Consider the following 22,957-nt stretch of genomic DNA (forward strand, 5'->3'; position numbering starts at 1 on the left):
AACAGATGCGCAGTTTACCCGCGCCAGCCTACCTGTAGGAGCCCGCATGCAAACGCAAGCTAGGTAGCCCGAATGCAACACGGGGATTTACCCACCTGAACTCCCGGATTGCATCCGGGCTACGGGCATGGCGCTGCCAACAGCGCGCGCACCTTGGCAGCGGAGAGGTTCTGCAACTGGCAGAGAAACGCATGATCAGCCTGGTGCCGGCCATGGCGTTCACGCAGCAGGCCGAACAGGTGCAATGTCAGGTTCGCCGCCATCTCGGCATCGGCCAGGGCGCGGTGGGCCCGACCTGTGTCCGGCAGACCGGCCCAGGCGTTGAGGTTGCCCAATTTGTGGCTGGGTGCTTCCGGCAGCAGACGCCGCGACAGCAGCAGCGAGCAGGCGAACGGCTGCGAGCGACGGCGTCGCACACGCGCCAGCTCGGCGTCCCAGAACTTCTGGTCGAAGGCGGCGTTGTGCGCCAGCAGCGGTCTGTCACCGATGAACTCGGCCACCTCGTTCATCACCTGATCGGATGGTGGGGCCTTGCGCAGCATGGCATTGCTGATACCAGTGAGCTGTTCGATGAACGGCGGCACCCAGGCGCCACTGTTCATCAGGCTCTGGTAACGATCGACGATGCGCCCGCCTTCGATGATGGCCACGCCGATTTCGGTGGCGCGCGCCTGGCTCGGCGACACGCCCGTAGTTTCGAAGTCGATAACGGCAATGGATTCCACGTGAAACCTCAGTTATTGCGTAGTAACAGTTCACCCTCGATGGGCACGTACAAACTGGCGGCGCGGATCAGCGACTGCGCGGTCAGCCCCGGCGCGCCGAAGGCGATGGCCTCGACGCCTCGGCTGCGCACGCGTTCGAGCAGCAGGTCGAAATCGCCATCGCCCGAGGCCAGGACGATCTCGTCGACACGGTCGATGGCGTCGAGCACATCGATGGTGATGCCCACGTCCCAGTCACCCTTGGCCGAGCCATCGGCACGCTGGATATAAGGCTTGAGTTTCACGGTGAAGCCCAGCTTGCGCAGGATCTGCTGGAACTGCTGCTGCTTGGCGTCACCCCGGTCGATGGCGTAGGCGTAGGCCTCGACGATCACGCCACGGCGGCTGACCTCCGCCCACAGCACGCTGTAGTCGAAGTGACAGCCATGCACCTGGCGTACCGTGTAGTAGAGGTTCTGCACATCGGCGAATACGGCGATCTTCTTCACCGGGAGTCCTCGGGGGCAACGAAGGCGCCAGTATGCCAGAGCCGGACTGCCGACGCGCCCAGGGCTGGCCCGGATGCGGCGCAACCCCTATCCTGACCGACATGACGCCTCTCGACCGCCTGTGCCAACGCAACCTCGACCTGCTTCAGCGCCTGCAAATCAGTCATCGCCTGGTCGAGCACGAGCCCGTGCTCGACTACCCCACCGCGCATGCCGTGCGCCAGCGGTTCGGCCTGCGTGGAGTGGAGAGCAAGAGCCTGTTCCTGCAGGTGGACGGCACGCGCCACGCCATGCTGATCACCCTCGAAGGTACACGCGCCGACTGGGCCGCGCTCAAGCGCCTGCTGGGCAAGCGCCCACGTATCGCCAGCGACGAGGCGCTGAGCGCGCAGACCGGCTGCGTACCGATGTGCGCCTGCCCCTTCGGCCACGACGCGAGCATCACCTTGCTGATCGACCATGCGGTATTGGCCTGCGACTTTCTTCTGTACTCCCCCGGCCCGCCCGAGCTGACCCTGGAAGTACCAGGCGAAGAACTGCCGCGTCTGCTCGCTGCACATTCCAATGCACAGCTGGAGTACCCTTGAACCTGTCCCGGCAACCCGCCACAGTGCGGGTGCCTTCACCCTTGGTAATCTGCCGATGAGTCCACTTTCCGTCCTGCGTGACGCCTGGTTCTTTTCCAGCCACAACCTGGCCGCCATCGCCCGCCTGACCCTGCCACTGCTGCTGCTCGAAGCCATCGCCCAGGCCCTGCTGGCCTCCCAGCTCGGCGCAGGCGCCAACCCGGCGTACGGCATCCTGCTCGGCATCCTGTTCTATCCGCTGTATGCCGGCCCGCTGATTCTCTTCCTGCACGCACGCAGCAACGGGCAGACGCCCGGCAACGCCCAGCTGTTCGCCGCCGGCCTGCAGTTGTGGCCAAGCTTCGCGCTGCTGGCCGGTTTCAGCACGCTGGCGATCATGCTCGGCCTGTCATTGTTCATCGTGCCGGGGATCTGGGTGATGGTGCGCCTGGCTTTCGCCGAACTCCTGCTGGTACTGCGCCAGGAGCCACCACTGCGCGCGCTGCAAGGCAGTTTCGCGATGACTGAAGGGCGCTTCTGGCCGGTGCTGACCTGCCTGCTCAACGTGCTCCTGCCCCTCTGGTTGCTGGACTGGTGGACGGTTCCGGAACCGAGCGACACCCTGCTCTGGGTGCTGCAGCAAAGCGCCAGCGGCTTCCTCCAGCTGTTCGCCATCGTGGTGCTGTTTCGCCTGTTCATGCTGCTCGAAGGGCAGCAACCGGCACCAGAAAGTAACGACTAGGCCGGATGAGCCATGCCGGCCAGGCTGTTTCAGGCGGACGGGCGGTGACGGCCAGCCTCATGCAGGCTGCAGCTACTGCTGCACCACGACCTCGTGATAGCGCATGGCCGCACGGGCGATCCAGCCATCGGTCTGCATGCTGCTCAGCGCAGCCGCTACGCGGGGCAGTTGCGCCAGACGCTTGCGGGAGAAGCCGATGTAAAGATCGGTACGCGCCTGCGGCTGGTAGCTTGCCTTGACGATATGACCGGCCAGATTGGGGGCGAGCAGGGCGAAATCGACCTGGCAATCGGTGCCGATCAGCGTGTCGATGCGCTTGCGCACGAGCATTTCCAGCAACTGTGCCTCGGCGCTGACGCCAACCTTGTCCAGCGCCTGGTCGGCATCGAAGCGCGGAAAATAGGCCGACTCCAGCACATAACCGATGCGCAGCCCGCGCAGGCGGTCATAACGATCGAGTAGCGATGCCACCGATGGCCGGGCGTAGAAACGTGGCGAACAGGCGTAATAAGGCGTTTCCAGGTACTGGATATAGCGCTCGCGTTCCGGGGTTTTCGCCAGACCGGTCATCATGTCCGCGCGCCCCTGCTCCAGGGCGGCGAGGCCTCGCGCCCAGGGTGCGCGCTCGATCTCGAAGCGCAAGCCACTGCGTCGCGACAGTTCATCGAGCAGATCGATGTCCAGCCCGATCAGCGTGCCGTCGGCCGCCTCCATGCGAAACGGCGGCCAAAGATCGGTCATCACCCGCAACGGCTCGGGTTCCGCAGCCCGGCAAAGCAAGGGCAGCAGGAACAGGCCAAGCCAGCAACGACGCATGTCAGCGCACCTCGGAGCGTTGCGGCTTGAGCCCGGACAGGCGCGGCAGCAGCGCCCGTTCGAACAGCCGGGGGAAGAAGCGCGCCAGCAAGCGGGCCCGCCAGTCGACATTGGACAACACCAGCAGGCGCTTGCGCCTGAGTGCGCCACGGTAGATCGCCTCGGCGACGTCCTGCGGAGAGGCCACCTTGCCCATTGCCAGTGGCGGCTGCGCGGCCACCGAGCCGTCCCCGACCAGGGCGTTCTTGCGCAGGTCGGTGGCGGTGAAGCCGGGGCATACCAGCATCACGTTCACGCCCGAGCCCTTGAGCTCATAGCGCAGGGTTTCGAACAGGCCATGCAGCGCATGCTTGCTGGCGTTGTAGGCGCTGCGGTAAAGCAACGGCGCGATGCCCGATAGCGAGCTGAGCACGATCACCTGCCCGCTGCGGGCGATCAGGCTGGGCAGGGCCGCCTGGGTGCAATGCAGGGCGCCGAAGTAATTGACCGCCATGACCCGCTGGAACACGTCCAGGCGGGTATCGGCGAAGGTGCTGCGATGGGTGATGCCGGCATTGTTGACCAGCACGTCGATGCCGCCGAAATGATCCACCGCCAACGCCACGGCGCGCTGCACCGCCTCGGCGTCAGCCACGTCGCAGAGCAGGCCGAGCGCCTCGGCATTGTGATGATCGGCCAGGTGCTGCACCAGGCTGTCCAGCGCCGCCTGATCGAGGTCGAGGATCACCAGACGCGCACCGGCCTGCGCCATGCGCATGACCAGTGCCCGACCGATCCCGGCGCAACCACCGCTGACCAGCACCACCTTGCGCTCGAATACCTTGTTGGCGAATACCTTGCGATGCATCTGCACTCTCCCCGTCTGCCAGGCTTTTTAGCACGGTCACCATGACAACTGTCACCCAGCCTGGGCCACGACGCCCGGGTCGGTTATCCTCGCCACCTTCTCAGCATAGTCGTCGACACTGCCATGTCCCTGCCTCGCCTCGCCCGTCTGCTCGCACTTGCCCTGGTGCTGCTGTTCGGTGCGCTGTGCGCGCTGATCTACGCCCTGACCTGGCAGCCCAAAGCGCACGAAGTGGCGCCGAGCGCCTGCAACGGCAAGGTGCCGCCCTTGCAGCCGGGCCAGGCGCTGAAGGTGATGACCTGGAACGTGCAGTACCTGGCCGGCAAGCGCCATGTGTTCTGGTACGACCTGCCCGACGGCGATGGCCCGGACACCCGCCCGAGCAGCGAGGATCTGGCCACCACGCTCGACGAGGTGGTGCGCATCCTGCGCGACGAAAAGCCGGACGTGGTGTTGCTGCAGGAACTGCACGACGGCGCCCGGGCCACCGACTACCAGGATCAGCTCGCGCTGCTGCAGACGCGCCTGGCCGATCTCTACCCCTGCGCCAGCCAGGCCTTCTACTGGAAGGCCGGCTTCGTCCCGCACCCGCGCATCCTCGGCAGCGTCGGCATGAAGCTCGGCACCCTGAGCCGCTTCCGGATCAGCCGTGCCGAGCGCCTGCAACTGCCGGAAATGCCCAGCGACCCGATCAGCCATCTGTTCCAGCTCAAGCGCGCGCTGCTGGTCAGCTACCTGCCGATTCGTGGCGGCGGCGAACTGGTGGCCATCAACACCCACTTCGATGCCTTCGCCCAGGGTGATGACACCATGCAGCACCAGGTGGCGATGACCGATGCGCTGCTGCAGCAGCTAAAGGAAGATGACCTGCCCTGGATACTGGGCGGCGACCTCAACCTGCTGCCGCCCGGCCAGTTTCAGCACCTGCCGCCCGCGCAGCGTGTCTGGTACGCCGCCGACAGCGAGCTACTGGCCCTCGCCAGCCGCTACCCGATGATCCCCAGCCTGTCGCAGGCCAACGGCGCCGAGCAGGCGCAGTGGTACACCCACTTCCCCAACGACCCCGCCGCCAGAGGCCCGGATCGCACCCTCGACTACCTGTTCTACAGCCAGCACCTGACGCCCTTCAGCAGCCAGGTACGGCAGCACGACACGCAGACCCTCTCCGACCACCTGCCGGTGATCGGCCGCTTCTTCCTGCCGCACCAGCAGTAGCGCGCATCAGCCTGACGCATCGGGCTGGACAGGCCCTGGCGACTTGTCCATGCTCATCCAGCCCGACAATGACAAGACGGCCCAGCGCCGCGACATCCGGATGCCAAGACGTTTCTGCCTGCTGCTTTTCGCACTGCTCTGGCTGCCTGTAGCCCAGGCCACCGATGGCACACGCCATATTCAGGTCGGCTACTACGAATTCCCGCCCTATACCTACACCGACGCCCAGGGTGAGCCTGCCGGCCCCGGCCTGGCCCTGACCCGGCGCCTGCTGCAGCAGGCCGGCTATACCGGCGACTTCCGCTCCTACCCCGGCGCCCGTCTGTACAGCGGCCTGCGTGACGGCAGCGTGCAGCTGTGGCTGGGCGCACCGGGCAAGCCAGAGCTGGCCGCACATACGCTGGAAGGGCGTAACCTGCTGGGTGAAATCACCCTGAACCTGTACTTCCTGCGCGATACCCTGCTACCGCGCCTGCCCGAGGATCTCAAGGATCGCAGCCTGATTCTGATCACCGGCTACAGCTACTGGCAGGCGGTGAATGACTGGCTGGAGGATCCCGCGCTCAACCTCACCCTGCACCGCACCGCAAGCCACACCTCGGCGTTGGAGATGCTGCAGCGCCGCCGTGGCGACTTCCTGCTGGACTACCAGACGCCGGTCGAGCAGGCCAGGCGCCGCCTGGGCATGGCCGAGCTGCCATTCGTGCAACTGCAGCACCTGCCGCTGAAGTTCATCTACTCACGCGCCTGGCCGGGAGCCGAGCGCCTGCGCGACGATCTGGAGCAGGCCTACGAAACGCTGAAGGCCGAAGGCGCAGAACTGCAGTTGCCCTGACGCCCATGGCCTGCGAGCCCCATCCTTACCGAATCTTGTAACTGAAGGTGTTCTTCACGTTGGCCACCGCCACTGCCTGGCCGTTGACCAGCCTAGGCTGGTAGCGGAAGGTCTTGGTCGCAGCCAGCGAAGGTTTGACGAACAGCGGGTGGCACTGCCCGACCACATGCGGGTCTTCGACACGCCCCGCCGTATTGACCGTGTAAGCCACGGTGCATTCACCCTCGATCTTGCGCGCCAGGGCCGTGGCCGGGTAGTCCGGCGCCTGCTTGGCGATGGGCAGGTACTGGCGGCTGGCGGCTTCCGCTTCGGCACGTGCGACCGCTGCGGCAGCCGCATTCGCGGCCGCCTGGCGTTCGGCTTCGGCCTGGCGGGCCTGGGCCTGTTGCTGAGCGTCGAGCTGCGCCTGACGCGCCTGCTCCGCGCGTGCCCGCTCTTCACGCGCCAAACGCTCCTGGCGCTGCTGCTCTTCCCGGCGTTGCTGACGTTCACGCTCGCGCTGCTGCGCCTGCTCCTGACGCTCCTGCTGCACCCGCTTGAACGCCAGATCGGCCTGTTCGACTGGCGCGACCTCGACCACCGGTTCAGGCAGCGGCACTGGCATCGACGGCTCCACAGGCACAGGGGCGGGAGGCTCCACCACCGGCGCCGGCAAGGTGATCAACTGGGTAGTGAGCACCGTGGAAACCGGCATTGGCAGAGGCGCCTGCTGCGACAGGTTGAACAGCACGTAGGCCAGGCCGGCGTGCAGGGCCAGTGCCGCACCGAAGGCCAGGCCGTGTTCACGCCAGGCCGGCCAGGCAAAACGCGGCGCGGGCATTTCCAGGGTCAGGCTGTTCATCTCAGGGCGCCTCGGTGATCAGGCCCAGGTGTCTGACGCCGCCGCGCTGCAGTTCGGCGATGCCGGCCACCACCGCCGCGTAGTCGGCGTGCTGGTCGGCGCGCACGTACACCTGGGTATCCGGCCTGGCGGCGACCAGGGCGGCGATCTTCGCGCCCATCTCGTCCTTGTTCACCGCGCTGTCGGTTTGCCCCTCGATGTTCACCTCGCTGCCCAGGTTCCAGTAGAAGCTGCCATCGGCCTTCACCGACAGGGTGACGATGCGTTGTTCGCCAGGTGTCGGCAGCGCCTCGGCGGCCACCTTGGGCAGCTCGATCTGCACGCCCTGCACCAGCATCGGCGCGGTGACCATGAAGATCACCAGCAGCACCAGCATCACGTCGATATAGGGCACCACGTTCATTTCGGCCTTCAGGCCATGTTTGTGCGTCGGTCGAACCAGCATCGCGCGTTCCTCCTCAGGCCGCTGCGGCGACATTCGCCGTCGCGCCGTTCAGACGGCGGTGCAGGCGGCCTTGCAGCTCGTTGCCAAAGGCGTAGTAGCGGGCGATCAGCGTCTGGCTGCGCGCCGAGAAGCGGTTGTAAGCCATCACCGCCGGGATCGCCGCGAACAGGCCGATGGCCGTGGCGATCAGGGCTTCGGCGATGCCGGGCGCGACGGTCGACAGGGTCGCCTGCTGCACCTGGGACAGGCCGAGGAAGGAATTCATGATCCCCCACACGGTGCCGAACAGGCCGATATAAGGGCTCACCGAGCCCACCGTGGCGAGAAACGGCAGACCCTTTTCCAGGCGTTCTTCCTGCTCGGCGATGGCCACCGCCAGGCTGCGTTCGACACCGTCGAGCACGCTGTCCGCGCTGCCATGCGGCTGCAGTTGGCTGAAGCTCTGGTAGCCGGCCAGAAAGATGCGCTGCAGGGCGGCATCGGCTGGCAGTTCCTGCTGGCTGCCCTCGCGGTACAGGGCGCCGATCTCGTCGCTGCGAAAGCGCTTGAGGAAGGCCTTGGCCAGTTGCTCGCTACGGCGCAGCACGGCGCCACGCTGGATGATCAGATACCAACTGAGCAGCGAGGCCAGCAGCAGGCAGAGCATCACCGCCTGGACGACGAGGCTGGCATCGCTGATCAGGCCCCAGACGGTCATGTGTTCGAGATGGGCTTGGTTTTGCATCGGAATTTCCTTCAAAGGCTCGAGCCCCTGGGCTCATATTGGAAGACCGCGACGTTGCGCACGGATGACAGGCGCAACGCCGCTCGTCTCACTCCAGGCCCAGCGCGGCGGCGACCGCCGTCCAGGGCACGTACTTGTAGTTCTGGTTACCCTCGGGCATGCGCTTGCGGCCGTCCTGCACCACCAGCATACCGGCGCTCCAGGGGCCGCCGAGGTTGGCGGAAGTCACCTCCAGGCCGTCGGTCTCCGAGGCGCCATCGATGCCGCGCGCGGCATTCAGGCCGATACGGAAGCTGCCACGCAGCCGATACGGCGCCTGCGCCTCGAGCACCACGTAGCTGTCGTTGCCCTGGCTGGAGATCACCAGGTAGTCACGCTGCTGGCCGTGGTAGAGCGCCATGCCTTCGATGTCGTCCTGCACCGGGCCGCCGACGGCAATGACCTGTTCGAGCTTCGCGGGCACTTCGGCGCGGGCATCCAGCGTCCACACCGCGACATCTTCCTCGCCGATGTACAGGCGCTGGTTGCGGTCATCGGCGACGCAGCCCTCGGGCTGGGTGGCGGTCTTGAAGCGGCGCACCAATTGCCCGCTGGCCTTGCCATTGGCGCCGCTCAGGCGGTACTGCAGGAAGGTGCCGTCCTTGTCGTTGACGATGGCATCGATGGCGCCATCGCGCGCCTTGAACAGGCACAGGCCGTAGATTTCCGTGAGCGGCGTGGCCACCTCGCCGATGCCGGTCACTACACCGCTGGCCGGGTCGATGGCGAACAGGTGCAGGCTGTTGTGGTCACGGTTGCTGGCCACGGCCAGGTCGACCTGGCGCTCACCCAACGGGAAGCCGGGCCGTAGGTCGACGTTGTTCAGGCGGCCGACGCGCAAGTCCTGCACCTGCTTGCCGGCCAGGTCGTAGACCAGCAGCCCCCCCTGCTTGTCAGTCGCCAGCACGCGGCTACGCTCGGGGTGCGCGCGGTCGATCCAGATGGCCGGATCGTCCGCCGCATCGCCCAGGCTGGGCGCGACATCGCTCTGCACCAGCGGCGTGACGACCGGCACCGTGGCCTGGGGCGCGACCGCCTGCGGCTGCCAGTTCAGCGCGGCGCGGCGCGCGCCGGTGTCGTCGACCAGCAGCAGGTCGAGGCCCTGCACCGTGGCGCGCGCGCTGACCTGCTCGGGCTCGTCGAGGCTGGCCAGGCTGACCACGCCGGCACGCTGCCAGTGCGCGGCGTGGCGCTGGAACAGATGCAGGTTGGCCGCGTCGGCATCGACCAGCAGCAACGCTTCGGGCAGCACCGCCATGCCGGCGGCAGAGCCCTGCAGCTCGCCGAAGGGCGCGACCAACTCCACCGGTTCGCGCAGCAGCGGCGCCTCGGCGCCCGCCTCATAGCGCCACAGGCCGACACCTTCCTCGTTGACGTAGAGACTGGCGGAGGCGTCATCGACCTGGCAGAAGCTGCTGGCTGGCGGCAGGCTCAGCGCCCTCACCTGCTGCGCCTGCGCCAGGGGCCGGCCGCGCTCGGCCACCAGCCACTGCTCGCCGATGCCCTCATCACCGACCAGGAAGAGGAAGTCGTTGCGCGCCTCGTCGCGATACAGGCACAGCCCCTCAATGGCGAAACGGGTCTTGGGCAGGTAGCTCGGAGCGCTCCATTGCCGCTTGCCGTCGAGCCTTGTCAGCAGGGCTTGCTGGCGCTTCTTGTCGAGGGTGGCGATCAGCAGGCCGTCATCGTCGGCACGCTGGTCGAGGGTCGCGAAGCGGCCCGGCAGCTCGCTCAGCACCTGCCCGTCGGCAGCGATCACCTGCAGGCTCTTGTCGGCCACCTGCACCCGCTCGGCGCCGGCCAGAAACGGCAGCGGCGCCAGCCACTGGGTGTTTTCGCTGGCGATCCGTTGTTCGTGGATCGTCAGCACCGGAGCGGCCGCGACGGCCTTGGGCACTTCGTTGCTCTGGCAGGCGGCCAGGGCTATGCAGAGTCCCAGCAGGGACGGTTTGAGAAAACGCATACAGAGTTCCTAGTCACAGTGGCCTGATCCTGTCGCCGCTTGGCAACAAGCCCTGCCGTTGAAAATGTCGCTGATAGCGGGCGCCTTACAGGTGGATGGCGCTTGATCCATCCCCCTGCGCCCCCATCAGAAGTGGGTCAGGGTCAGGCCGATGGTGTAGGTCGGGCCGTACTCCTCGTATTGCGAGTTGTAGCGACGGCTGCCGGTGTAGACGTAGTAGGACTCGTCGGTGATGTTCGCCGCCTCGAGCGTCAACTGCAGTTCGGGGGTGATGAAGTAGCCGGCCTTGACGTCGACGAACAGCTGACCGTCGACGTACAGATCCTGGCGCTTGTCCTGCACCGAGCCGATCTCGTACAGGTAGCTGGATTTGTAGTTGGCGGCCACGCGCAGGTTGAAGCGCTCGTTCTCCCAGCCGACCATGAAGTTGCCCACGGTGTCGGACTGGTTCGGCAGGTCGATGGAGCGCTTGCTGCCCTGCCCCTCGATGCTCGCGTCGGACTTGCTCAGGGTCAGGTTGGCGCCCACCAGCAGGCCGTTCCACGGCGCAGGCAGCCAGTCGAATTTCTGCGAGTAGGCCAGCTCCAGGCCGTAGAGCTTGGCGCTGTCGCCATTGGCGTAGCTCAGTGCCTCGTCGAAGTCCGCCCAGGCGCCGGTGCCGGCCAGGTCGGTGTTGTAGATGAAGCTGTCGATGTCCTTGTAGAACACGAAGCCCGAGAGCACGCCGGCACGGCCCATGTAGTGCTCGATGCCGAGGTCGAAGTTCATCGATTCCAGCGGCTTGAGATCGGGGTTGCCGAAGGACGCTTCGTCGCCGTCGATGGTGAAGCCCGGTGACAGTTGACCAAAGGTCGGGCGCACCACGGTGTTGGTCCAGGCCGCGCGAATCGCGGTGGACGGCGACAACTGATAGCGCGCATGCAGGCCCGGCAGCCAGTGCTCGTAGCGGTTCGTGCTATGGCTGTCCTCGTACACGCCGTCACGCAGGCCGGTGCCCTTGGCCTCGAACTCGGTGCCCTCATAGCGCAGGCCGGCGATGAAGCGCCAGTCGTCCACGTCCAGGGTGTTCATCAGGTAGGCGGCGTTGATGTCTTCGTGCATCGTGAAGTCGTTGATGCGCGACTCTTCCTCATCGTAGAACTGGCTGCGATCCAGGCTGCCGATCAGGTTCTCGATGGCGCTAGCGCTGATGCCATTGCCGAAGTTGCCCAGCGAATAATCCACCGAGCCGCTCTGCAGCCCATCCAGGCTGACCCCGGAAAAGTCGTCGTACACCCAAACATCGGTGTCACTGGTCTTTTTCCGGCGGCTGAGCTTGCCGCCGAATTTGACCTGAGCGGCATTGCCGGCCCAGTCGTAGTCACGGGCCAGATCCAGGCGAATGTTCTTCTCGTCGTCCTTGCTGTCGACCTTCTCCCACTCCACCTTGTCGAGGCTGAATGAGCTGGGATCGTAGAACGCACTCCCCGCGCTCAGGCTGGGGGTCTCGGTGCCGTCGAAGCCGACATCGCTGAAATCACCGACGAACTTGGCCGAGGCAATACCACCAGGATTCTTCTCGGTAGCCTGGCTGTAGCCGGCCTGGGCACTGACCGTCCACAGGTCGATGATGCGTTCGCCGCCGAACACGTAGGACTGGATGACCTGGGTCTCTTCGCGCGACTTCAACGAGCGCCAGCCCTCGGCATCGCCACGCTCGCCCGTGGCCTGGGCATCGTCGAATTCGACACCGGCGGCATTGCGCGTCTCGGTGTCCTTGAACTTGCTGTACAGGGTGCGCAGGTAGTAATTGGAGTAATCGTCGGCCTGATAGTCGAAGTTCAGCCCGAAACCGGTGCGCTCACGCGTAATGGCGTAGTCACGCATTTCCAGTTCCTCCAACCGCTCGCCGTCTTCGAAGTCCCAGGCTCCGCCGGTCTCGACGTTATCCGAACCGAACTTGCGCTTCTGCTGGCTGAAGGCGGCCGCCACGCCGAAATTGTCCACGCCGTCACCGAGGCTGAAGCGGTCGCTGATGGCGCCGGAGAGTTTCGGGCTGGCCTTGTCGACATTGGTGTCGTAGCTGGCTTCGCTGGAGAGGGTGTAGAACAGGCCGTCGTGGTCGAAGGCCGACAGGCTTTCCACCTCGATGGTGCCGCCCAGGGAGTTGGCGTCCATATCCGGGGTCAGGCTCTTGACCACCGACAGCGACTGCACCAGCTCAGATGGCAGCACATCCAGCGCCACCGCGCGGCGGTCGCTTTCCGGTGCCGGCACCAGGGTGCCGTTGATGGTCACGCTGTTCAGATCCGGCGCCATGCCGCGCACGCTGACGAAGCGCCCTTCGCCCTGGTCGCGTTCCACCGACAGGCCGGGCACCCGCTGCAGCGCCTCGGCGGCGTTGTCATCCGGCAACTGGCCGACGCCATCGGCATGCACCACGCTCTCGATGCTGTCGGAGTTCTTCTGCTCTTGCAACGCCTGGTCGATGCTGGCGGCCTGGCCGATCACCTCGACGCGCTCGATTACCTCTTCCGCCCAGGCCGGCGCGGCACTGATGGCGATGGTCAGCAGGCTGATGCGAAACCCGGCAGTACGGATATGACGAAATGGCTGTGCCACCTTGAATCCCTCGTTCGATGCCCCTGGCAACACCAGGCAATGGCAGCGAACGCTAGAAATCCTTTGTGGCACTTGCGTGACAGCACCTGCCGCCAGGCCGCGAAAACCGGGGTTTTACGCGGTATCGGCAAGCGTTTTGAGCTGATTTGACCTGCCAAGCGCGCCTCACACAGTGCCCGCCGCGCCCATCCCTGCCCTTGTGAAAAGGCCCTGGGCACGCCGCAGGCCTGCCGCCCAGGGCCGTCGCGCCGGGCCGCCATGCGGCTCAATCAGGCTGCAACCTGGGCCGATAGCCACTCGCTGGCCCTTAAACCCGCCTGAAAAATCGCCCTTGAACACGACGATCACCTGAGCCGAATCGACCCCCAGCCTGGTAACCGAACCGTCATACGCCTTTGTTTCCTTGACGACTCAGGAAGCGCACCTAAGGCCAAACTGCAGGTCAGCCCGGATGACCTGCCCTGCAGCGTGCGCCGCACATGAGCGTCACCGTATTGAGACATTGCTCCGGCATGCTTGGGCAGGCGCTCAGGCGTCGACGCAAGGAGAACCCCATGAAGTCGTTGCTGAAACTGCACGGCGTGACCCTGGCCGGCCTGTTGCTGGCCGCCAACGCCGGCCTGCTGATCTACCTGGCCACCGGCCATATCAAGCCCTGGGCCGAGATCAACTGGATGGACGTGGCCGGCGAAGGCGGCACCTGCCTGATCCTCTGCGGCTGGCTGGTCATGCTGCTGCGTGGCCGCCCAGCCGGACACGTCACCCGCCTGCTGTCACTGGGCCTGTGCTGCACCGCCTTCTCGATGTGGATGGATTGTCTCGACGAATTCATCCAGTTACCCGCCGAGGCCATCTGGGACAACTGGCTGGAAACCGCGCCCATGCCCGTGGGCATGCTGCTGCTGACTCTGGGCATGTACCACCTGCAGCAGGAACAACGTGCCATCAGCGCACAGATGCGCAAGCGCGAGCAACTGCTGCGCGACCACCGTCTGTTCGACAAGCTCACCCCGCTGTCCGGCGCCCAGTACTTGCGCCAGCACCTGCAGCAAGCCCTGGTGCAGGCGCGCATCGACCAGCAACCGCTGTCGCTGGTGGCCATCGACCTGGACGAGTTCAGCCTGATCAACCAGCGCTTCGGCCAGGAGGAAGGCGACCAGGTGCTGCAGGCCGTCGCCCAGTTGCTGCTGCTCAACCTGCGCCAGCAGGACATGCTCTGCCGCCTGGCCGGCGACCGCTTCGTCGCCGTGCTGCCCAACACCGGCGAGCAACAGGCGCAAGGCATGGCGGACGAATTGCGCCAGAGCATCGCCAACCTCGCGCACCGCAGCCAACGCCACGGCGAACGCCTGCAACTGCACGCCACGGTCGCCGCGGTGATGGCCCTGGACGAGGACGAAGGGCAATTGCTCAAGCGTCTCAACCTGGCGCTGGCCCGTGCCAAACCGCGCCTGGCGCGCAGCGCGTGACCGCCATGGGCTACGAATGCGACAGCCGCTTCATCGCGGCCCACCACCTGCCAGCCGTGCTGATCGACCTGGCGCGCTCGCGCGGCATCGACACCCATCACCTGCTGCGCGGCTGCGAGCTGTTCTACGACGACATCGTCACCGGCCAGGCACGGATCAGCCCCAGCCAGTTCCTGCGCCTGATCGCCAACGCCCAGCGCCTGCTGGATGCGCCGGATACCAGCTTCCTCTTCGGCCAGCGCCTGTGGCCGGGTCACTACGGAGCCGGCAGCCACCTGCTGGAGCAGGCCGATCACCTGTTGCAGGCCTTGGAGGGTCTTTCCAGCTACCGCGCCCTGCTCTCACCGCTGCTGACGCCCGTGCTGCACCTGGACGAGCACCATCTGCACCTGTACTGGCGCGACAGTTGTGGCGCCGCCGGGCTGCTGCCCTTCCTGCTCGAAGCGAGCATGACCGCCGTGGTCGCCCTGGCCCGGCGCCAGTGCAACGAGCGCCTGCCCTGGCGCTTCCAGTTCGCCTATGCCGAACCCGGTTACGTCGAACAATACTGGGTGCATCTGGGCGATGCCCTGAGCTTCGGCCGTCCGTCGACGGTCATGAGCCTGCCGCGTGAATACCTGCTGTGCCCCTGGCCAAACGGCGGCGCCACCGGCGCGCGAGTCGCCCGCCAGGCCTGCACCGAACAGCTACAGGCCTGGGGCTGGCAATGCAGCCTGCTCGATGCGCTGCATGACCACCTCAGCGCACATATCCGCCAGCCACTGAGCCTGGAACGCGTCGCCACGGCCTTCGCCACCAGCCCAGCCACCCTCAAGCGCAAGCTGGGCAAGCACGGCACGCATTTTCAGGAACAGCTCGACCTAGTACGCCGCGACCTGGCGCTTTACCTCTACCAGGTCAAAGGCTGCAGCAACGAAGAAGTGGCGCAGCGCCTGGGCTTCAACGACATCACCAACTTCCGCCGCTCGTTCAAGCGCTGGACGGGGCGCGTGCCGAGCGAGCTGGGCGAGTTGCTGTGCAGTTGAAGTGAGGCGCGCCCTTCACTTGCGCGGTTTGGCCCGTGCCGTCGGCTCGGCGATCAAGGGATCATCCGGCCAGTAGTGCTTCGGATACCTTCCTTTCAGATCCTTCTTCACATCGATATAGGTGTTGGCCCAGAAGCTGGCCAGATCCTGGGTCACCTGCACCGGGCGACGTGCCGGCGACAGCAAATGCAGCTTGAGCCCCAGGCGGCCACCGGCGATGCGCGGCGTGGCGGCCAGGCCGAACAGTTCCTGCAGGCGCACGGCGAGCACCGGCGGGTTTTCCGTGTAGTCGATGGCGATGCGCGAGCCGGATGGCACCGCCAAGGTGCGCGGCGCCAGCTCGTCGAGGCGTTGCGGCAGCGACCAGGGCAACAACGTCTGTAGGATCGAAGGCAGGTCGAGATTGGCGAAGTGGCTGAGGCGGTTGACCTTGCCCAGGAATGGCGTCAGCCACTGCTCCAGGCTGGCCAGCAGCGCGGCATCGGATAGATCCGGCCATTCGCTCTGCCCCTGCTGCTGCATGTCCAGCTCACGCAGCAAGGCCACACGCGCCTGCCACTGGCGCAGCTCGGGCGTCCAGGGCAGCAGCTCCAGGCCCTTGCGTTTTACCAGGCCGACCAGGGCGCGACAGCGCGCCTCCTCGTCCAGTGCAGCCAGCGCCTGGCGTTCCAGCACCAGCTCGCCGACCTTGCGCTGGCGCTCGGCGCGCAGCACGCCTTCGCGCTCATCCCAGTCGAGCACCTCCAGCGTCTGCACCTGCTCGGCCAACTCGCCCGCGAACAGCGCCGGATCGAGGTCAGTCGCCAGATAGATGCGCTCCTCGCGCTGGCCCTGGCGGCTGCCCAGATCGGCCACCACTAGCCATTCATGCTTCATCAGCGCATCGGCATCGCCGAATTGTGCGGCGCGGCCATTGGCCAGGCGGTAATCGGCGCCATCGGCGCGGCGTTGTTGGGCGATGCGATCCGGGTAGGCGAAGGCCAGCAGGCAACCGAGCCAGCGCGGATGCTCGGGGTCGCTCACTGCCTGAGTCACCGGCCGATTCCTGACCAGCCCGTGAAACTGTTTCGCCAGTTGCCGTGCACGCTGCACGCCGCCTTGGGCCGAGCGTGCGACGCGGTTTTCGCCGCTGAGCAGGGTCAGGCGGCTGTGCAGATCGGCACCGCCACCGCGCAGAATATCGCGCTCCGACAGCAACGCCGCCAGGTCGTTGGCTAGAGCACCGAGGCCCAGCGCTTGGCCACGCAGCAGCAGATGGGCGATACGCGGATGGCTGGGTAGCTCAGCCATGGCCTGGCCGTGGGCATTGAGCGCACCCCGTTCATCGAGGGCACCCAGGCGGCCGAGCAGATCCAGCGCCTGGGCGTAAGCGGCCGGCGGTGGCACGTCGAGCCAGCTCAGCTCCTGCGGCGTTACGCCCCAGCGCAGCAGTTGCAAGGCCAGGCCGGCGAGGTCGGCCTGAAGGATTTCCGCACTGGAATAGGCACTGAGTTGTTCGTGCTGCGCCTGCGACCACAAGCGGTAGCAGGCGCCCGGCTCCAGGCGCCCTGCCCGACCGGCACGCTGGGTAGCCGAAGCACGGGAAATACGCTGGGTGTCGAGGCGGGTCATGCCGCTGGCCGGATCGAAGCGCGGCACCCGCGCCAGGCCGGCATCGATGACCACGCGTACGCCGTCGATGGTCAGGCTGGTCTCGGCGATATTGGTGGCCAGTACCACCTTGCGCTTGCCCGCCGGTGCAGGCTCGATGGCTGCGCGCTGGGCCGACAGCTCCAGCTCGCCATGCAACGGGCAGAGCTGGATGTCGTCGCGTCCTGCCAGCACCTCGCCCAGTTGCTCGGCCACGCGATGAATCTCGGCCTGACCGGGCAGGAACACCAGCAGGCTGCCGGGCTCATCGGCCAGCGCCTGCTGCACCGTCTGCACGACGCGCGGCTCGACCCACTCGCCCGGCTGAAACGGTGCGCCCCAGCGGATATCCACCGGGAACATGCGCCCTTCGCTGCGCAGCACCGGTGCATCACCTAACAGGGCAGACAGGCGCTCGCCCTCCAGGGTGGCGGACATCAGCAGCACCTTGAGCGGCGCCTCGCCACTGTCCGCCGCGCGGAACATGGCGCGGCCATTGAGCGTCAAGGCCAGGGCCAAATCGGCGTCCAGACTGCGTTCGTGGAACTCATCGAATATCACCAGGCCGACGCCATCCAGCGCCGGATCATCCTGCAGGCGGCGCGCGAGAATCCCTTCAGTGACCACCTCGATACGGGTGTTCGGCCCCACCTTGCTGTCCAGGCGGATGCGGTAGCCGACCGTCTCACCAACCCGCTCACCCAGCTCGCTGGCCAGGCGCTCGGCCGCCGCGCGCGCTGCCAGCCGGCGTGGTTCGAGCATGAGTATCTTCTGTCCGGCCAGCCAAGGCGCATCCAGCAGTGCCAGCGGTACGCGGGTGGTCTTGCCGGCGCCGGGCGGCGCCTCCAGCACGACTTCGTGACGGGCGGACAAGGCATCGCGCAGGGCGGGCAGCAGGGTATCGATGGGCAGGGCGTTCATGGTTTCTCCACAGCAGGCCGGCGATTATAGGGCACTTCGGCTAAACACCCGTGCCGCCCCGGTCTTGTGCTGCCTATCGATAGCGGCGAACCGCCAGCGCGCGCGTCGGTCTGAGGAGAACCGGGATTGCCGGCGCGAAGAGAATTCATGGCGCAACCGAGCCGGCCCGATCAACGGTTTTGCAATGTCGAACTGCTATAGTTGCGCCACTTTTTTCTGGAGGTGCTCATGCGCACGAAATCCCGTTTCATCGCTGGCGTCGTCGCCGCCACTCTGCTCGCTCAACTCTCTGCCTGCGGCACGATCTTCTACCCGGATCGGCGTGGCCAGATCGAAGGCAAGATCGACCCGTTGATCGCCGCTGCCGATGCCATCGGCATCCTCTTCTTCGTCATTCCCGGCCTGATCGCCTTCGCCGTGGACTTCGCCACCGGCGCCATCTACCTGCCCGAAGGCCAGACCGCTCAGGTCGACCCGCAACAACTCAAGCAACTGATCGGCAAAGACGGCAAGGTCGATCAACTGGCGCTCAAGCAACTGATCGAAACCCAGACCGGTCGCCACCTGCCCCTCGACGACCCGCGCCTGATTCAGCACAGCGGCAGCAGCCAGCAACTGGCCGCCTACGGCCTGCGTCCGGCAGCCTGAGCCCATGCACAATCCGCAGCATGCCAGGCTGATGCGCCTGGCCACTCGGGCAGCGCTGACGGTAGCGCTGACCCTGGTATTGGCCAAGGCCATCGCCTGGTGGCTGAGCGGTTCGGTCAGCCTGCTGGCGGGCCTCACCGACTCGCTGCTCGACAGCGCCGCTTCGCTGATCAACCTGGTGGCCGTGCACTTCGCCCTGCGCCCGGCCGACGAGGATCACCGCTACGGCCATGGCAAGGCCGAGGCGCTGGCGGGGCTGGGCCAGGCGTTGTTCATCGGCGTCAGCGCCATTCTCATCGGCCTGCAGGGCGTCGAGCGCCTGCAATCGCCGCAACCGCTGGAAGCCGAAGGTGCCGGCATAGCCGTGATGCTGCTGTCACTGGCCCTGACCATCGCCCTGCTGGCTTTCCAGCGCAAGGTGGTGCGCGAAACCGGCTCCACCGCCATCCACGCCGATTCCCTTCACTACCGCTCCGACATCCTGCTCAACGCCAGCATCCTCGTCGCCCTGCTGCTGACCCGTTTCGGCTGGCTGCAGATGGATGCGATCTTCGCCATCGGCATCGCGCTCTATATCTTCTGGAGCGCCATCAGCATCGTTCGCGGTTCCGTAGCCGTGCTGATGGACGAAGAGTTGCCCAGCGAGACCACCCAGCACATGCATGACCTGGCCACCGCCGTGCCGGGTGTGCTGGGCGCCCATGACCTACGCACGCGGATTTCCGGCACGCGCTGGTTCGTGCAACTGCACCTGGAATTGCCGGGCGAAATGAGCCTGTCCGAGGCTCACGCGCACTGCGAGGCGGTGGAAAAGGCCATCCACGCGCACTACCCACGCGCCGAGGTGCTGGTGCATGCCGACCCGCAGGAAGTCGTCCAGCACTGACCGCAGCCGTGCCGTCGGCCACGCTCCTCACTGAATCCCAGGCATAAAAAAGGGGCCTCGCGGCCCCCTCGGGAAATCTGTCCGGTGCTGGCGATGGTGTCGCCGCTTTCGTCGCCCGCCTGGTTGGGCAGTGCGGACCCGGGGGCCGGGCGATCCGGTGGGATCGTCGGCGCCGGCTCACCTGGTTGGGCGAGGCCGGTAGGACTTATCGTCCGGGCCGTGAAACTGAGAGAAAGCTTACGCCTGCCGCACCGAAAGAAGATTGCGAATATTGCTTACATATTTGCCGATTGCGCAATCAACCACCAAAGGAGCAATATTTAGCGCAATCAAATAAAGAGCCAGTTAAAAAATGGACAAACTCGACCGTTACGACCTGAACATTCTCGCCGAATTGCAGCGCAACGCTGCCCTGTCCAATCAGGAACTCGCCGAACGCATCGGCCTGTCACCCTCACCCTGCTCGCGGCGGGTCAAACAACTGGAAGACGACGGCTACATCACCGGCCAGGTCGCCCTGCTCGATCGCAAGAAACTCGGCCTGAGCCTGACGGCCTACGTACTGATCGGCATGGATCGGCATACGCCGGAACGCTTCGAGCACTTTCAGGACGAAATCCGCAAATGCCCGGAAGTGCTGGAGTGCTGCCTGGTGACGGGGATGGACGCCGACTACCAGCTCAAGGTGGTGGTGCCGGACATGGATCATTACCAGAAGCTGCTGCTGGGCACGCTGACACGCATCGACGGGGTGTCCAGCGTGCGCTCGAGCTTCGTGCTGCAGCAGATCCTGTCCAGCACGCAACTACCGTTGCAGCACCTGCGCGGCTGATCGACGCAGGCGTGATCGGCTCTACTGCGAGCCTGAGCGCACAGGCGTACAATTGGCGCCCCGCGCTTTCCGTGGAGCGTTTCGACGCCCGCGTGAAAGCCCCTTCATCCGCCGCCAGGGGCTTATCCCTGGCGACAGCAGGTGCATGAGGCTGCAATGGAAACCGAACAATTCGAAGCCCTGATGATGTACGTCCTGGTGGGCGGGCTGATTCTGTTCATGTTCTTCATCATCTGGGACCTGGCCAAGAAGTCCAAGGCTGGCCGCCTGGGTACCGCCATCCTGTTCCTGGGCCTCGGGCTGTGCCTGTTCGCCTTCCTGGCCAAGCCCATCATCACCTACATCATCGAGGTCACGCGCGGCATTCACGGCTAACCCCGCCGCTTCGTCACCCCCCGTGGTTTCAAGGAGAGCCAATGACCGCCGCCGATCGCGTGATGCAGAGCTATGGACGCTGCTGCGCCAGCCCTCTGTTCTTCGCTGATTTCTACCGCCATTTCCTCGCCAGCTCGCCGCTGATCCGCGAGAAATTCGTCGACACCGACATGGACGCGCAGAAGCAGTTGCTGCGCCAGGGCATCATGAACCTGGTGATGCACGCCCGTGGCATGTCCGACAGCAAGCTGCGCGCCCTGGGTGAATCGCACTCGCGCCAGCGTCTGGATATCCGCCCCGAACTCTACGACCTGTGGCTCGACGCGCTGCTGCTGACCATCAGCGAGCACGACAAGGAATGCGACGCGGATGTGCGTCAGGCCTGGCGTGAAGTGCTGAACAAAGGTATCGCCGTGATCAAGGCCGGTTATTGACTCAGGTCATGGTCGCCGGGGCCGCCCCTGCGACAAAACGCCTGAGAACCTGTTCACGATCTGCGTTCAATCCAGCCTGGCCGGTAACTCGCGCCACTGCCCCGGTTGCAAGCCATCTAGCCGCCAAGGGCCAATCGCCACACGTACCAGACGCAGCGTGGGCAAACCGACGGCGGCCGTCATGCGCCGCACCTGGCGGTTGCGTCCCTCGCGAATCACTAACTCCAGCCATGCCGTCGGCACGCTCTTGCGAAAGCGCACCGGCGGATTGCGCTCCCACAGTTCGGGCTCAGCCAACAAACGCGCCTCGGCCGGCAGGGTCGGGCCGTCATTGAGCGTCACGCCCTCGCGCAATTGCTGCAACTGCGCCTCGCTCGGTTCACCCTCCACCTGCACCCAGTAGGTCTTCGGCAACTTGTGCTTGGGATCGGCGATACGCGCCTGCAGGCGGCCATCGTTGGTCAGCAGCAACAAGCCCTCGCTGTCACGATCCAGACGTCCCGCCGGGTAGACGCCGGGCACATCGACGAAGTCCTTCAAGGTGGCGCGGCCCTGCTCGTCATTGAACTGGGTGAGCACGTCGAATGGCTTGTTCAGCAGCAACAGGCGCGGCTGCGCAGGTGGTGCCTTGGTCACGCGGCGGGGTGCGGCAGGGCGGCGATTGACAGGGGGACGAGGGCGGGACATGCAACGGGCTTCGCGGGAACCGGGCTGCGCAGTGTAACCCACGATAAGCCGCATTGATGGTGCTTCCCTGATTCGCCACGGCAGCTAAGCTGCTGATTCACCCCTGCGATCCGGAGCTACCGATGAGCAACAACGCCGAACTCGCCACCTTCACCGGCTGGGCCGCCACCACGCCCAAGGCGCCATTGGAACGCCTGAGCTACGACCCCGGCCCGCTCGGCGCCGAAGAGGTGGAAGTAGCGGTGGAATATTGCGGCATCTGCCACTCCGACCAGTCGATGATCGACAACGAATGGGGCAACGCCCGCTACCCCTTCATCCCCGGCCATGAAGTGGTCGGCACCATCGTCCGCCTCGGCGAGCAGGCGCGCGGGCTCAAGTTCGGCCAACGGGTCGGCATCGGCTGGTACAAGGGCAGTTGCATGCATTGCGGCTCGTGCATGGAGGGGGCGCACCAGCTGTGCCGCTCGGTGAAGCCGACCATCGTCGGCAGCCACGGCGGTTTCGCCGATCGTCTGCGCTCGCACTGGGCCTGGGCCGTGCCGCTGCCCGACGGCCTCGATCCGGCGCTGGTTGGCCCGCTGTTCTGTGCCGGCTCCACGGTGTTCAGCCCGCTGCTGGAATTCGACATCAAGCCCACCGACCGCGTCGGCGTGGTCGGCATCGGCGGCCTCGGTCACCTGGCGCTGCGTTTTCTCAACGCCTGGGGTTGCGACGTCACGGCCTTCACCTCGTCGCTGAACAAGCAGGACGAGGCCAAGCGCCTGGGCGCTCACAAGGTGGTGGCCTCCACCGACAGCGCTGCGATGAAGGCGATTGCCGGCACCCTGGATTTCCTTCTGGTCACGGCCAGCGCCGATCTCGACTGGCCAGCACTGATCGGCACCCTGCGCGGCAAGGGCCGCCTGCACTTCGTCGGCATCGTGCCCAGCGCCATCCCGGTGCACGTGTTCAACCTGATCCCGCAGCAGAAGAGCCTGTCCGGCTCGCCAGTCGGCTCGCCGAAAAACATGGCGACCATGCTCGAGTTCTGCGCACGACACCAGATCCTGCCGCAGGTCGAGCACTTCCCCATGAGCCAGGTGAACGCGGCCATCGACCACCTGCGCAGCGGCAAGGCGCGCTACCGCGTGGTGCTCGACGCCAGCCAATGACAGCACGGGCGCAGCGCTGGCATGCTCTGCGCCCTGCTTGATCTTTCGAT

Annotated in this window: 23 protein-coding genes; 12 read left to right on the forward strand and 11 right to left on the reverse strand. The window is 65.8% G+C overall.

Annotation, left to right across the window (positions count from 1 at the left end; translation table 11 throughout):
- Window positions 1-119: 119 nt before the first annotated feature.
- Together VC352_RS16335 and VC352_RS16340 are read right to left on the reverse strand one after the other, a co-directional pair.
- Window positions 120-725 (reverse strand): 3'-5' exonuclease, encoded by a 606-nt coding sequence (locus VC352_RS16335; RefSeq protein WP_322980577.1) that lies wholly within the window; start codon window positions 723-725, stop codon window positions 120-122.
- Between the two features lie 8 nt (window positions 726-733).
- The gene (locus VC352_RS16340) at window positions 734-1,213 is read right to left on the reverse strand and encodes an NYN domain-containing protein (RefSeq protein ID WP_322980578.1); all 480 of its coding nucleotides are present in this window, start codon (window positions 1,211-1,213) and stop codon (window positions 734-736) included.
- Between the two features lie 101 nt (window positions 1,214-1,314).
- Between VC352_RS16340 and VC352_RS16345 the strand changes: the two genes are divergently transcribed.
- On the forward strand, window positions 1,315-1,800 hold the full coding sequence (locus VC352_RS16345) for a YbaK/EbsC family protein (RefSeq protein WP_322980579.1): 486 nt from the start codon (window positions 1,315-1,317) through the stop codon (window positions 1,798-1,800).
- Window positions 1,801-1,855: 55 nt separating this feature from the next.
- Window positions 1,856-2,521 carry a YciC family protein gene (locus VC352_RS16350; RefSeq protein ID WP_322980580.1) on the forward strand — a complete coding sequence of 222 codons (666 nt, stop codon included), beginning with the start codon at window positions 1,856-1,858 and terminating at the stop codon, window positions 2,519-2,521.
- A gap of 72 nt (window positions 2,522-2,593) precedes the next feature.
- Here the strand turns inward: VC352_RS16350 and VC352_RS16355 are convergent, their stop codons facing one another.
- Window positions 2,594-3,337: a substrate-binding periplasmic protein gene (locus VC352_RS16355; protein ID WP_322980581.1), complete on the reverse strand. Its 744-nt coding sequence runs from the start codon at window positions 3,335-3,337 to the stop codon at window positions 2,594-2,596.
- 1 nt (window position 3,338) lies between these two features.
- The gene (locus VC352_RS16360) at window positions 3,339-4,184 is read right to left on the reverse strand and encodes an SDR family oxidoreductase (protein ID WP_322980582.1); all 846 of its coding nucleotides are present in this window, start codon (window positions 4,182-4,184) and stop codon (window positions 3,339-3,341) included.
- A 123-nt stretch (window positions 4,185-4,307) separates the two neighbouring features.
- Between VC352_RS16360 and VC352_RS16365 the strand changes: the two genes are divergently transcribed.
- On the forward strand, window positions 4,308-5,399 hold the full coding sequence (locus VC352_RS16365) for an endonuclease/exonuclease/phosphatase family protein (protein ID WP_322980583.1): 1,092 nt from the start codon (window positions 4,308-4,310) through the stop codon (window positions 5,397-5,399).
- Window positions 5,400-5,499: 100 nt separating this feature from the next.
- Window positions 5,500-6,234: a substrate-binding periplasmic protein gene (locus tag VC352_RS16370; RefSeq protein ID WP_416340195.1), complete on the forward strand. Its 735-nt coding sequence runs from the start codon at window positions 5,500-5,502 to the stop codon at window positions 6,232-6,234.
- Window positions 6,235-6,259: 25 nt separating this feature from the next.
- Here the strand turns inward: VC352_RS16370 and VC352_RS16375 are convergent, their stop codons facing one another.
- The 5 genes from VC352_RS16375 to VC352_RS16395 all read right to left on the reverse strand — a co-directional run bounded on the left by VC352_RS16375 (window position 6,260) and on the right by VC352_RS16395 (window position 12,847).
- Window positions 6,260-7,075 carry an energy transducer TonB gene (locus tag VC352_RS16375; protein ID WP_322980585.1) on the reverse strand — a complete coding sequence of 272 codons (816 nt, stop codon included), beginning with the start codon at window positions 7,073-7,075 and terminating at the stop codon, window positions 6,260-6,262.
- A gap of 1 nt (window position 7,076) precedes the next feature.
- Window positions 7,077-7,520, reverse strand: coding sequence for a protein TolR (tolR, locus tag VC352_RS16380; RefSeq protein ID WP_322980586.1), 444 nt, complete (start codon window positions 7,518-7,520; stop codon window positions 7,077-7,079).
- 13 nt (window positions 7,521-7,533) lie between these two features.
- The gene (gene tolQ / locus VC352_RS16385) at window positions 7,534-8,244 is read right to left on the reverse strand and encodes a protein TolQ (RefSeq protein WP_322980587.1); all 711 of its coding nucleotides are present in this window, start codon (window positions 8,242-8,244) and stop codon (window positions 7,534-7,536) included.
- Between the two features lie 88 nt (window positions 8,245-8,332).
- On the reverse strand, window positions 8,333-10,246 hold the full coding sequence (locus VC352_RS16390) for a phytase (RefSeq protein ID WP_322980588.1): 1,914 nt from the start codon (window positions 10,244-10,246) through the stop codon (window positions 8,333-8,335).
- 126 nt (window positions 10,247-10,372) lie between these two features.
- Complete coding sequence (locus VC352_RS16395) at window positions 10,373-12,847, reverse strand: TonB-dependent receptor (RefSeq protein WP_322980589.1); 2,475 nt, start codon at window positions 12,845-12,847, stop codon at window positions 10,373-10,375.
- Between the two features lie 554 nt (window positions 12,848-13,401).
- Here VC352_RS16395 and VC352_RS16400 point away from each other — a divergent pair.
- Complete coding sequence (locus VC352_RS16400; protein ID WP_322980590.1) at window positions 13,402-14,316, forward strand: GGDEF domain-containing protein; 915 nt, start codon at window positions 13,402-13,404, stop codon at window positions 14,314-14,316.
- 5 nt (window positions 14,317-14,321) lie between these two features.
- Window positions 14,322-15,341, forward strand: coding sequence for an AraC family transcriptional regulator ligand-binding domain-containing protein (locus VC352_RS16405; RefSeq protein ID WP_322980619.1), 1,020 nt, complete (start codon window positions 14,322-14,324; stop codon window positions 15,339-15,341).
- Between the two features lie 15 nt (window positions 15,342-15,356).
- Here VC352_RS16405 and hrpB read toward each other — a convergent pair whose 3' ends face one another.
- A complete protein-coding gene (gene hrpB, locus VC352_RS16410) occupies window positions 15,357-17,891 on the reverse strand; it encodes an ATP-dependent helicase HrpB (RefSeq protein WP_322980591.1) in 2,535 nt (844 codons plus the stop codon).
- A gap of 228 nt (window positions 17,892-18,119) precedes the next feature.
- Between hrpB and VC352_RS16415 the strand changes: the two genes are divergently transcribed.
- The 5 genes from VC352_RS16415 to VC352_RS16435 all read left to right on the forward strand — a co-directional run bounded on the left by VC352_RS16415 (window position 18,120) and on the right by VC352_RS16435 (window position 21,066).
- Entirely contained in the window at window positions 18,120-18,539 is a 420-nt protein-coding gene (locus tag VC352_RS16415; protein WP_322980592.1) for a polyribonucleotide nucleotidyltransferase, read from the forward strand.
- Between the two features lie 4 nt (window positions 18,540-18,543).
- Window positions 18,544-19,425, forward strand: a complete 882-nt coding sequence (locus VC352_RS16420) for a cation diffusion facilitator family transporter (protein WP_322980593.1) — start codon at window positions 18,544-18,546, stop codon at window positions 19,423-19,425.
- Between the two features lie 352 nt (window positions 19,426-19,777).
- Window positions 19,778-20,257: an Lrp/AsnC family transcriptional regulator gene (locus VC352_RS16425; RefSeq protein ID WP_322980594.1), complete on the forward strand. Its 480-nt coding sequence runs from the start codon at window positions 19,778-19,780 to the stop codon at window positions 20,255-20,257.
- 156 nt (window positions 20,258-20,413) lie between these two features.
- Window positions 20,414-20,632 carry a DUF2788 domain-containing protein gene (locus VC352_RS16430; RefSeq protein ID WP_268179077.1) on the forward strand — a complete coding sequence of 73 codons (219 nt, stop codon included), beginning with the start codon at window positions 20,414-20,416 and terminating at the stop codon, window positions 20,630-20,632.
- Window positions 20,633-20,673: 41 nt separating this feature from the next.
- Window positions 20,674-21,066: a globin gene (locus tag VC352_RS16435; RefSeq protein WP_322980595.1), complete on the forward strand. Its 393-nt coding sequence runs from the start codon at window positions 20,674-20,676 to the stop codon at window positions 21,064-21,066.
- Between the two features lie 66 nt (window positions 21,067-21,132).
- Here the strand turns inward: VC352_RS16435 and VC352_RS16440 are convergent, their stop codons facing one another.
- Window positions 21,133-21,702 (reverse strand): pseudouridine synthase, encoded by a 570-nt coding sequence (locus VC352_RS16440; protein ID WP_322980620.1) that lies wholly within the window; start codon window positions 21,700-21,702, stop codon window positions 21,133-21,135.
- A gap of 173 nt (window positions 21,703-21,875) precedes the next feature.
- Here VC352_RS16440 and ahr point away from each other — a divergent pair, with 173 nt between their 5' ends.
- The gene (ahr, locus tag VC352_RS16445) at window positions 21,876-22,907 is read left to right on the forward strand and encodes an NADPH-dependent aldehyde reductase Ahr (protein ID WP_322980596.1); all 1,032 of its coding nucleotides are present in this window, start codon (window positions 21,876-21,878) and stop codon (window positions 22,905-22,907) included.
- The last annotated feature ends 50 nt before the right edge of the window (window positions 22,908-22,957 follow it).

This window comes from Pseudomonas sp. C11 (assembly GCF_034683865.1).
Taxonomy (GTDB): domain Bacteria; phylum Pseudomonadota; class Gammaproteobacteria; order Pseudomonadales; family Pseudomonadaceae; genus Aquipseudomonas.

Bases quoted from the DNA above. Each gene is read 5' to 3' on its own strand.
- VC352_RS16345 (WP_322980579.1), top strand. From the start codon at position 1,315: ATGACGCCTCTCGACCGCCTGTGCCAACGCAACCTCGACCTGCTTCAG.
- VC352_RS16350 (WP_322980580.1), top strand. From the start codon at position 1,856: ATGAGTCCACTTTCCGTCCTGCGTGACGCCTGGTTCTTTTCCAGCCAC.
- VC352_RS16355 (WP_322980581.1), bottom strand. From the start codon at position 3,337: ATGCGTCGTTGCTGGCTTGGCCTGTTCCTGCTGCCCTTGCTTTGCCGG.
- VC352_RS16360 (WP_322980582.1), bottom strand. From the start codon at position 4,184: ATGCATCGCAAGGTATTCGCCAACAAGGTATTCGAGCGCAAGGTGGTG.
- VC352_RS16365 (WP_322980583.1), top strand. From the start codon at position 4,308: ATGTCCCTGCCTCGCCTCGCCCGTCTGCTCGCACTTGCCCTGGTGCTG.
- VC352_RS16370 (WP_416340195.1), top strand. From the start codon at position 5,500: ATGCCAAGACGTTTCTGCCTGCTGCTTTTCGCACTGCTCTGGCTGCCT.
- VC352_RS16375 (WP_322980585.1), bottom strand. From the start codon at position 7,075: ATGAACAGCCTGACCCTGGAAATGCCCGCGCCGCGTTTTGCCTGGCCG.
- tolR (WP_322980586.1), bottom strand. From the start codon at position 7,520: ATGCTGGTTCGACCGACGCACAAACATGGCCTGAAGGCCGAAATGAAC.
- tolQ (WP_322980587.1), bottom strand. From the start codon at position 8,244: ATGCAAAACCAAGCCCATCTCGAACACATGACCGTCTGGGGCCTGATC.
- VC352_RS16390 (WP_322980588.1), bottom strand. From the start codon at position 10,246: ATGCGTTTTCTCAAACCGTCCCTGCTGGGACTCTGCATAGCCCTGGCC.
- VC352_RS16400 (WP_322980590.1), top strand. From the start codon at position 13,402: ATGAAGTCGTTGCTGAAACTGCACGGCGTGACCCTGGCCGGCCTGTTG.
- VC352_RS16405 (WP_322980619.1), top strand. From the start codon at position 14,322: ATGGGCTACGAATGCGACAGCCGCTTCATCGCGGCCCACCACCTGCCA.
- hrpB (WP_322980591.1), bottom strand. From the start codon at position 17,891: ATGAACGCCCTGCCCATCGATACCCTGCTGCCCGCCCTGCGCGATGCC.
- VC352_RS16415 (WP_322980592.1), top strand. From the start codon at position 18,120: ATGCGCACGAAATCCCGTTTCATCGCTGGCGTCGTCGCCGCCACTCTG.
- VC352_RS16420 (WP_322980593.1), top strand. From the start codon at position 18,544: ATGCACAATCCGCAGCATGCCAGGCTGATGCGCCTGGCCACTCGGGCA.
- VC352_RS16425 (WP_322980594.1), top strand. From the start codon at position 19,778: ATGGACAAACTCGACCGTTACGACCTGAACATTCTCGCCGAATTGCAG.
- VC352_RS16430 (WP_268179077.1), top strand. From the start codon at position 20,414: ATGGAAACCGAACAATTCGAAGCCCTGATGATGTACGTCCTGGTGGGC.
- VC352_RS16435 (WP_322980595.1), top strand. From the start codon at position 20,674: ATGACCGCCGCCGATCGCGTGATGCAGAGCTATGGACGCTGCTGCGCC.
- ahr (WP_322980596.1), top strand. From the start codon at position 21,876: ATGAGCAACAACGCCGAACTCGCCACCTTCACCGGCTGGGCCGCCACC.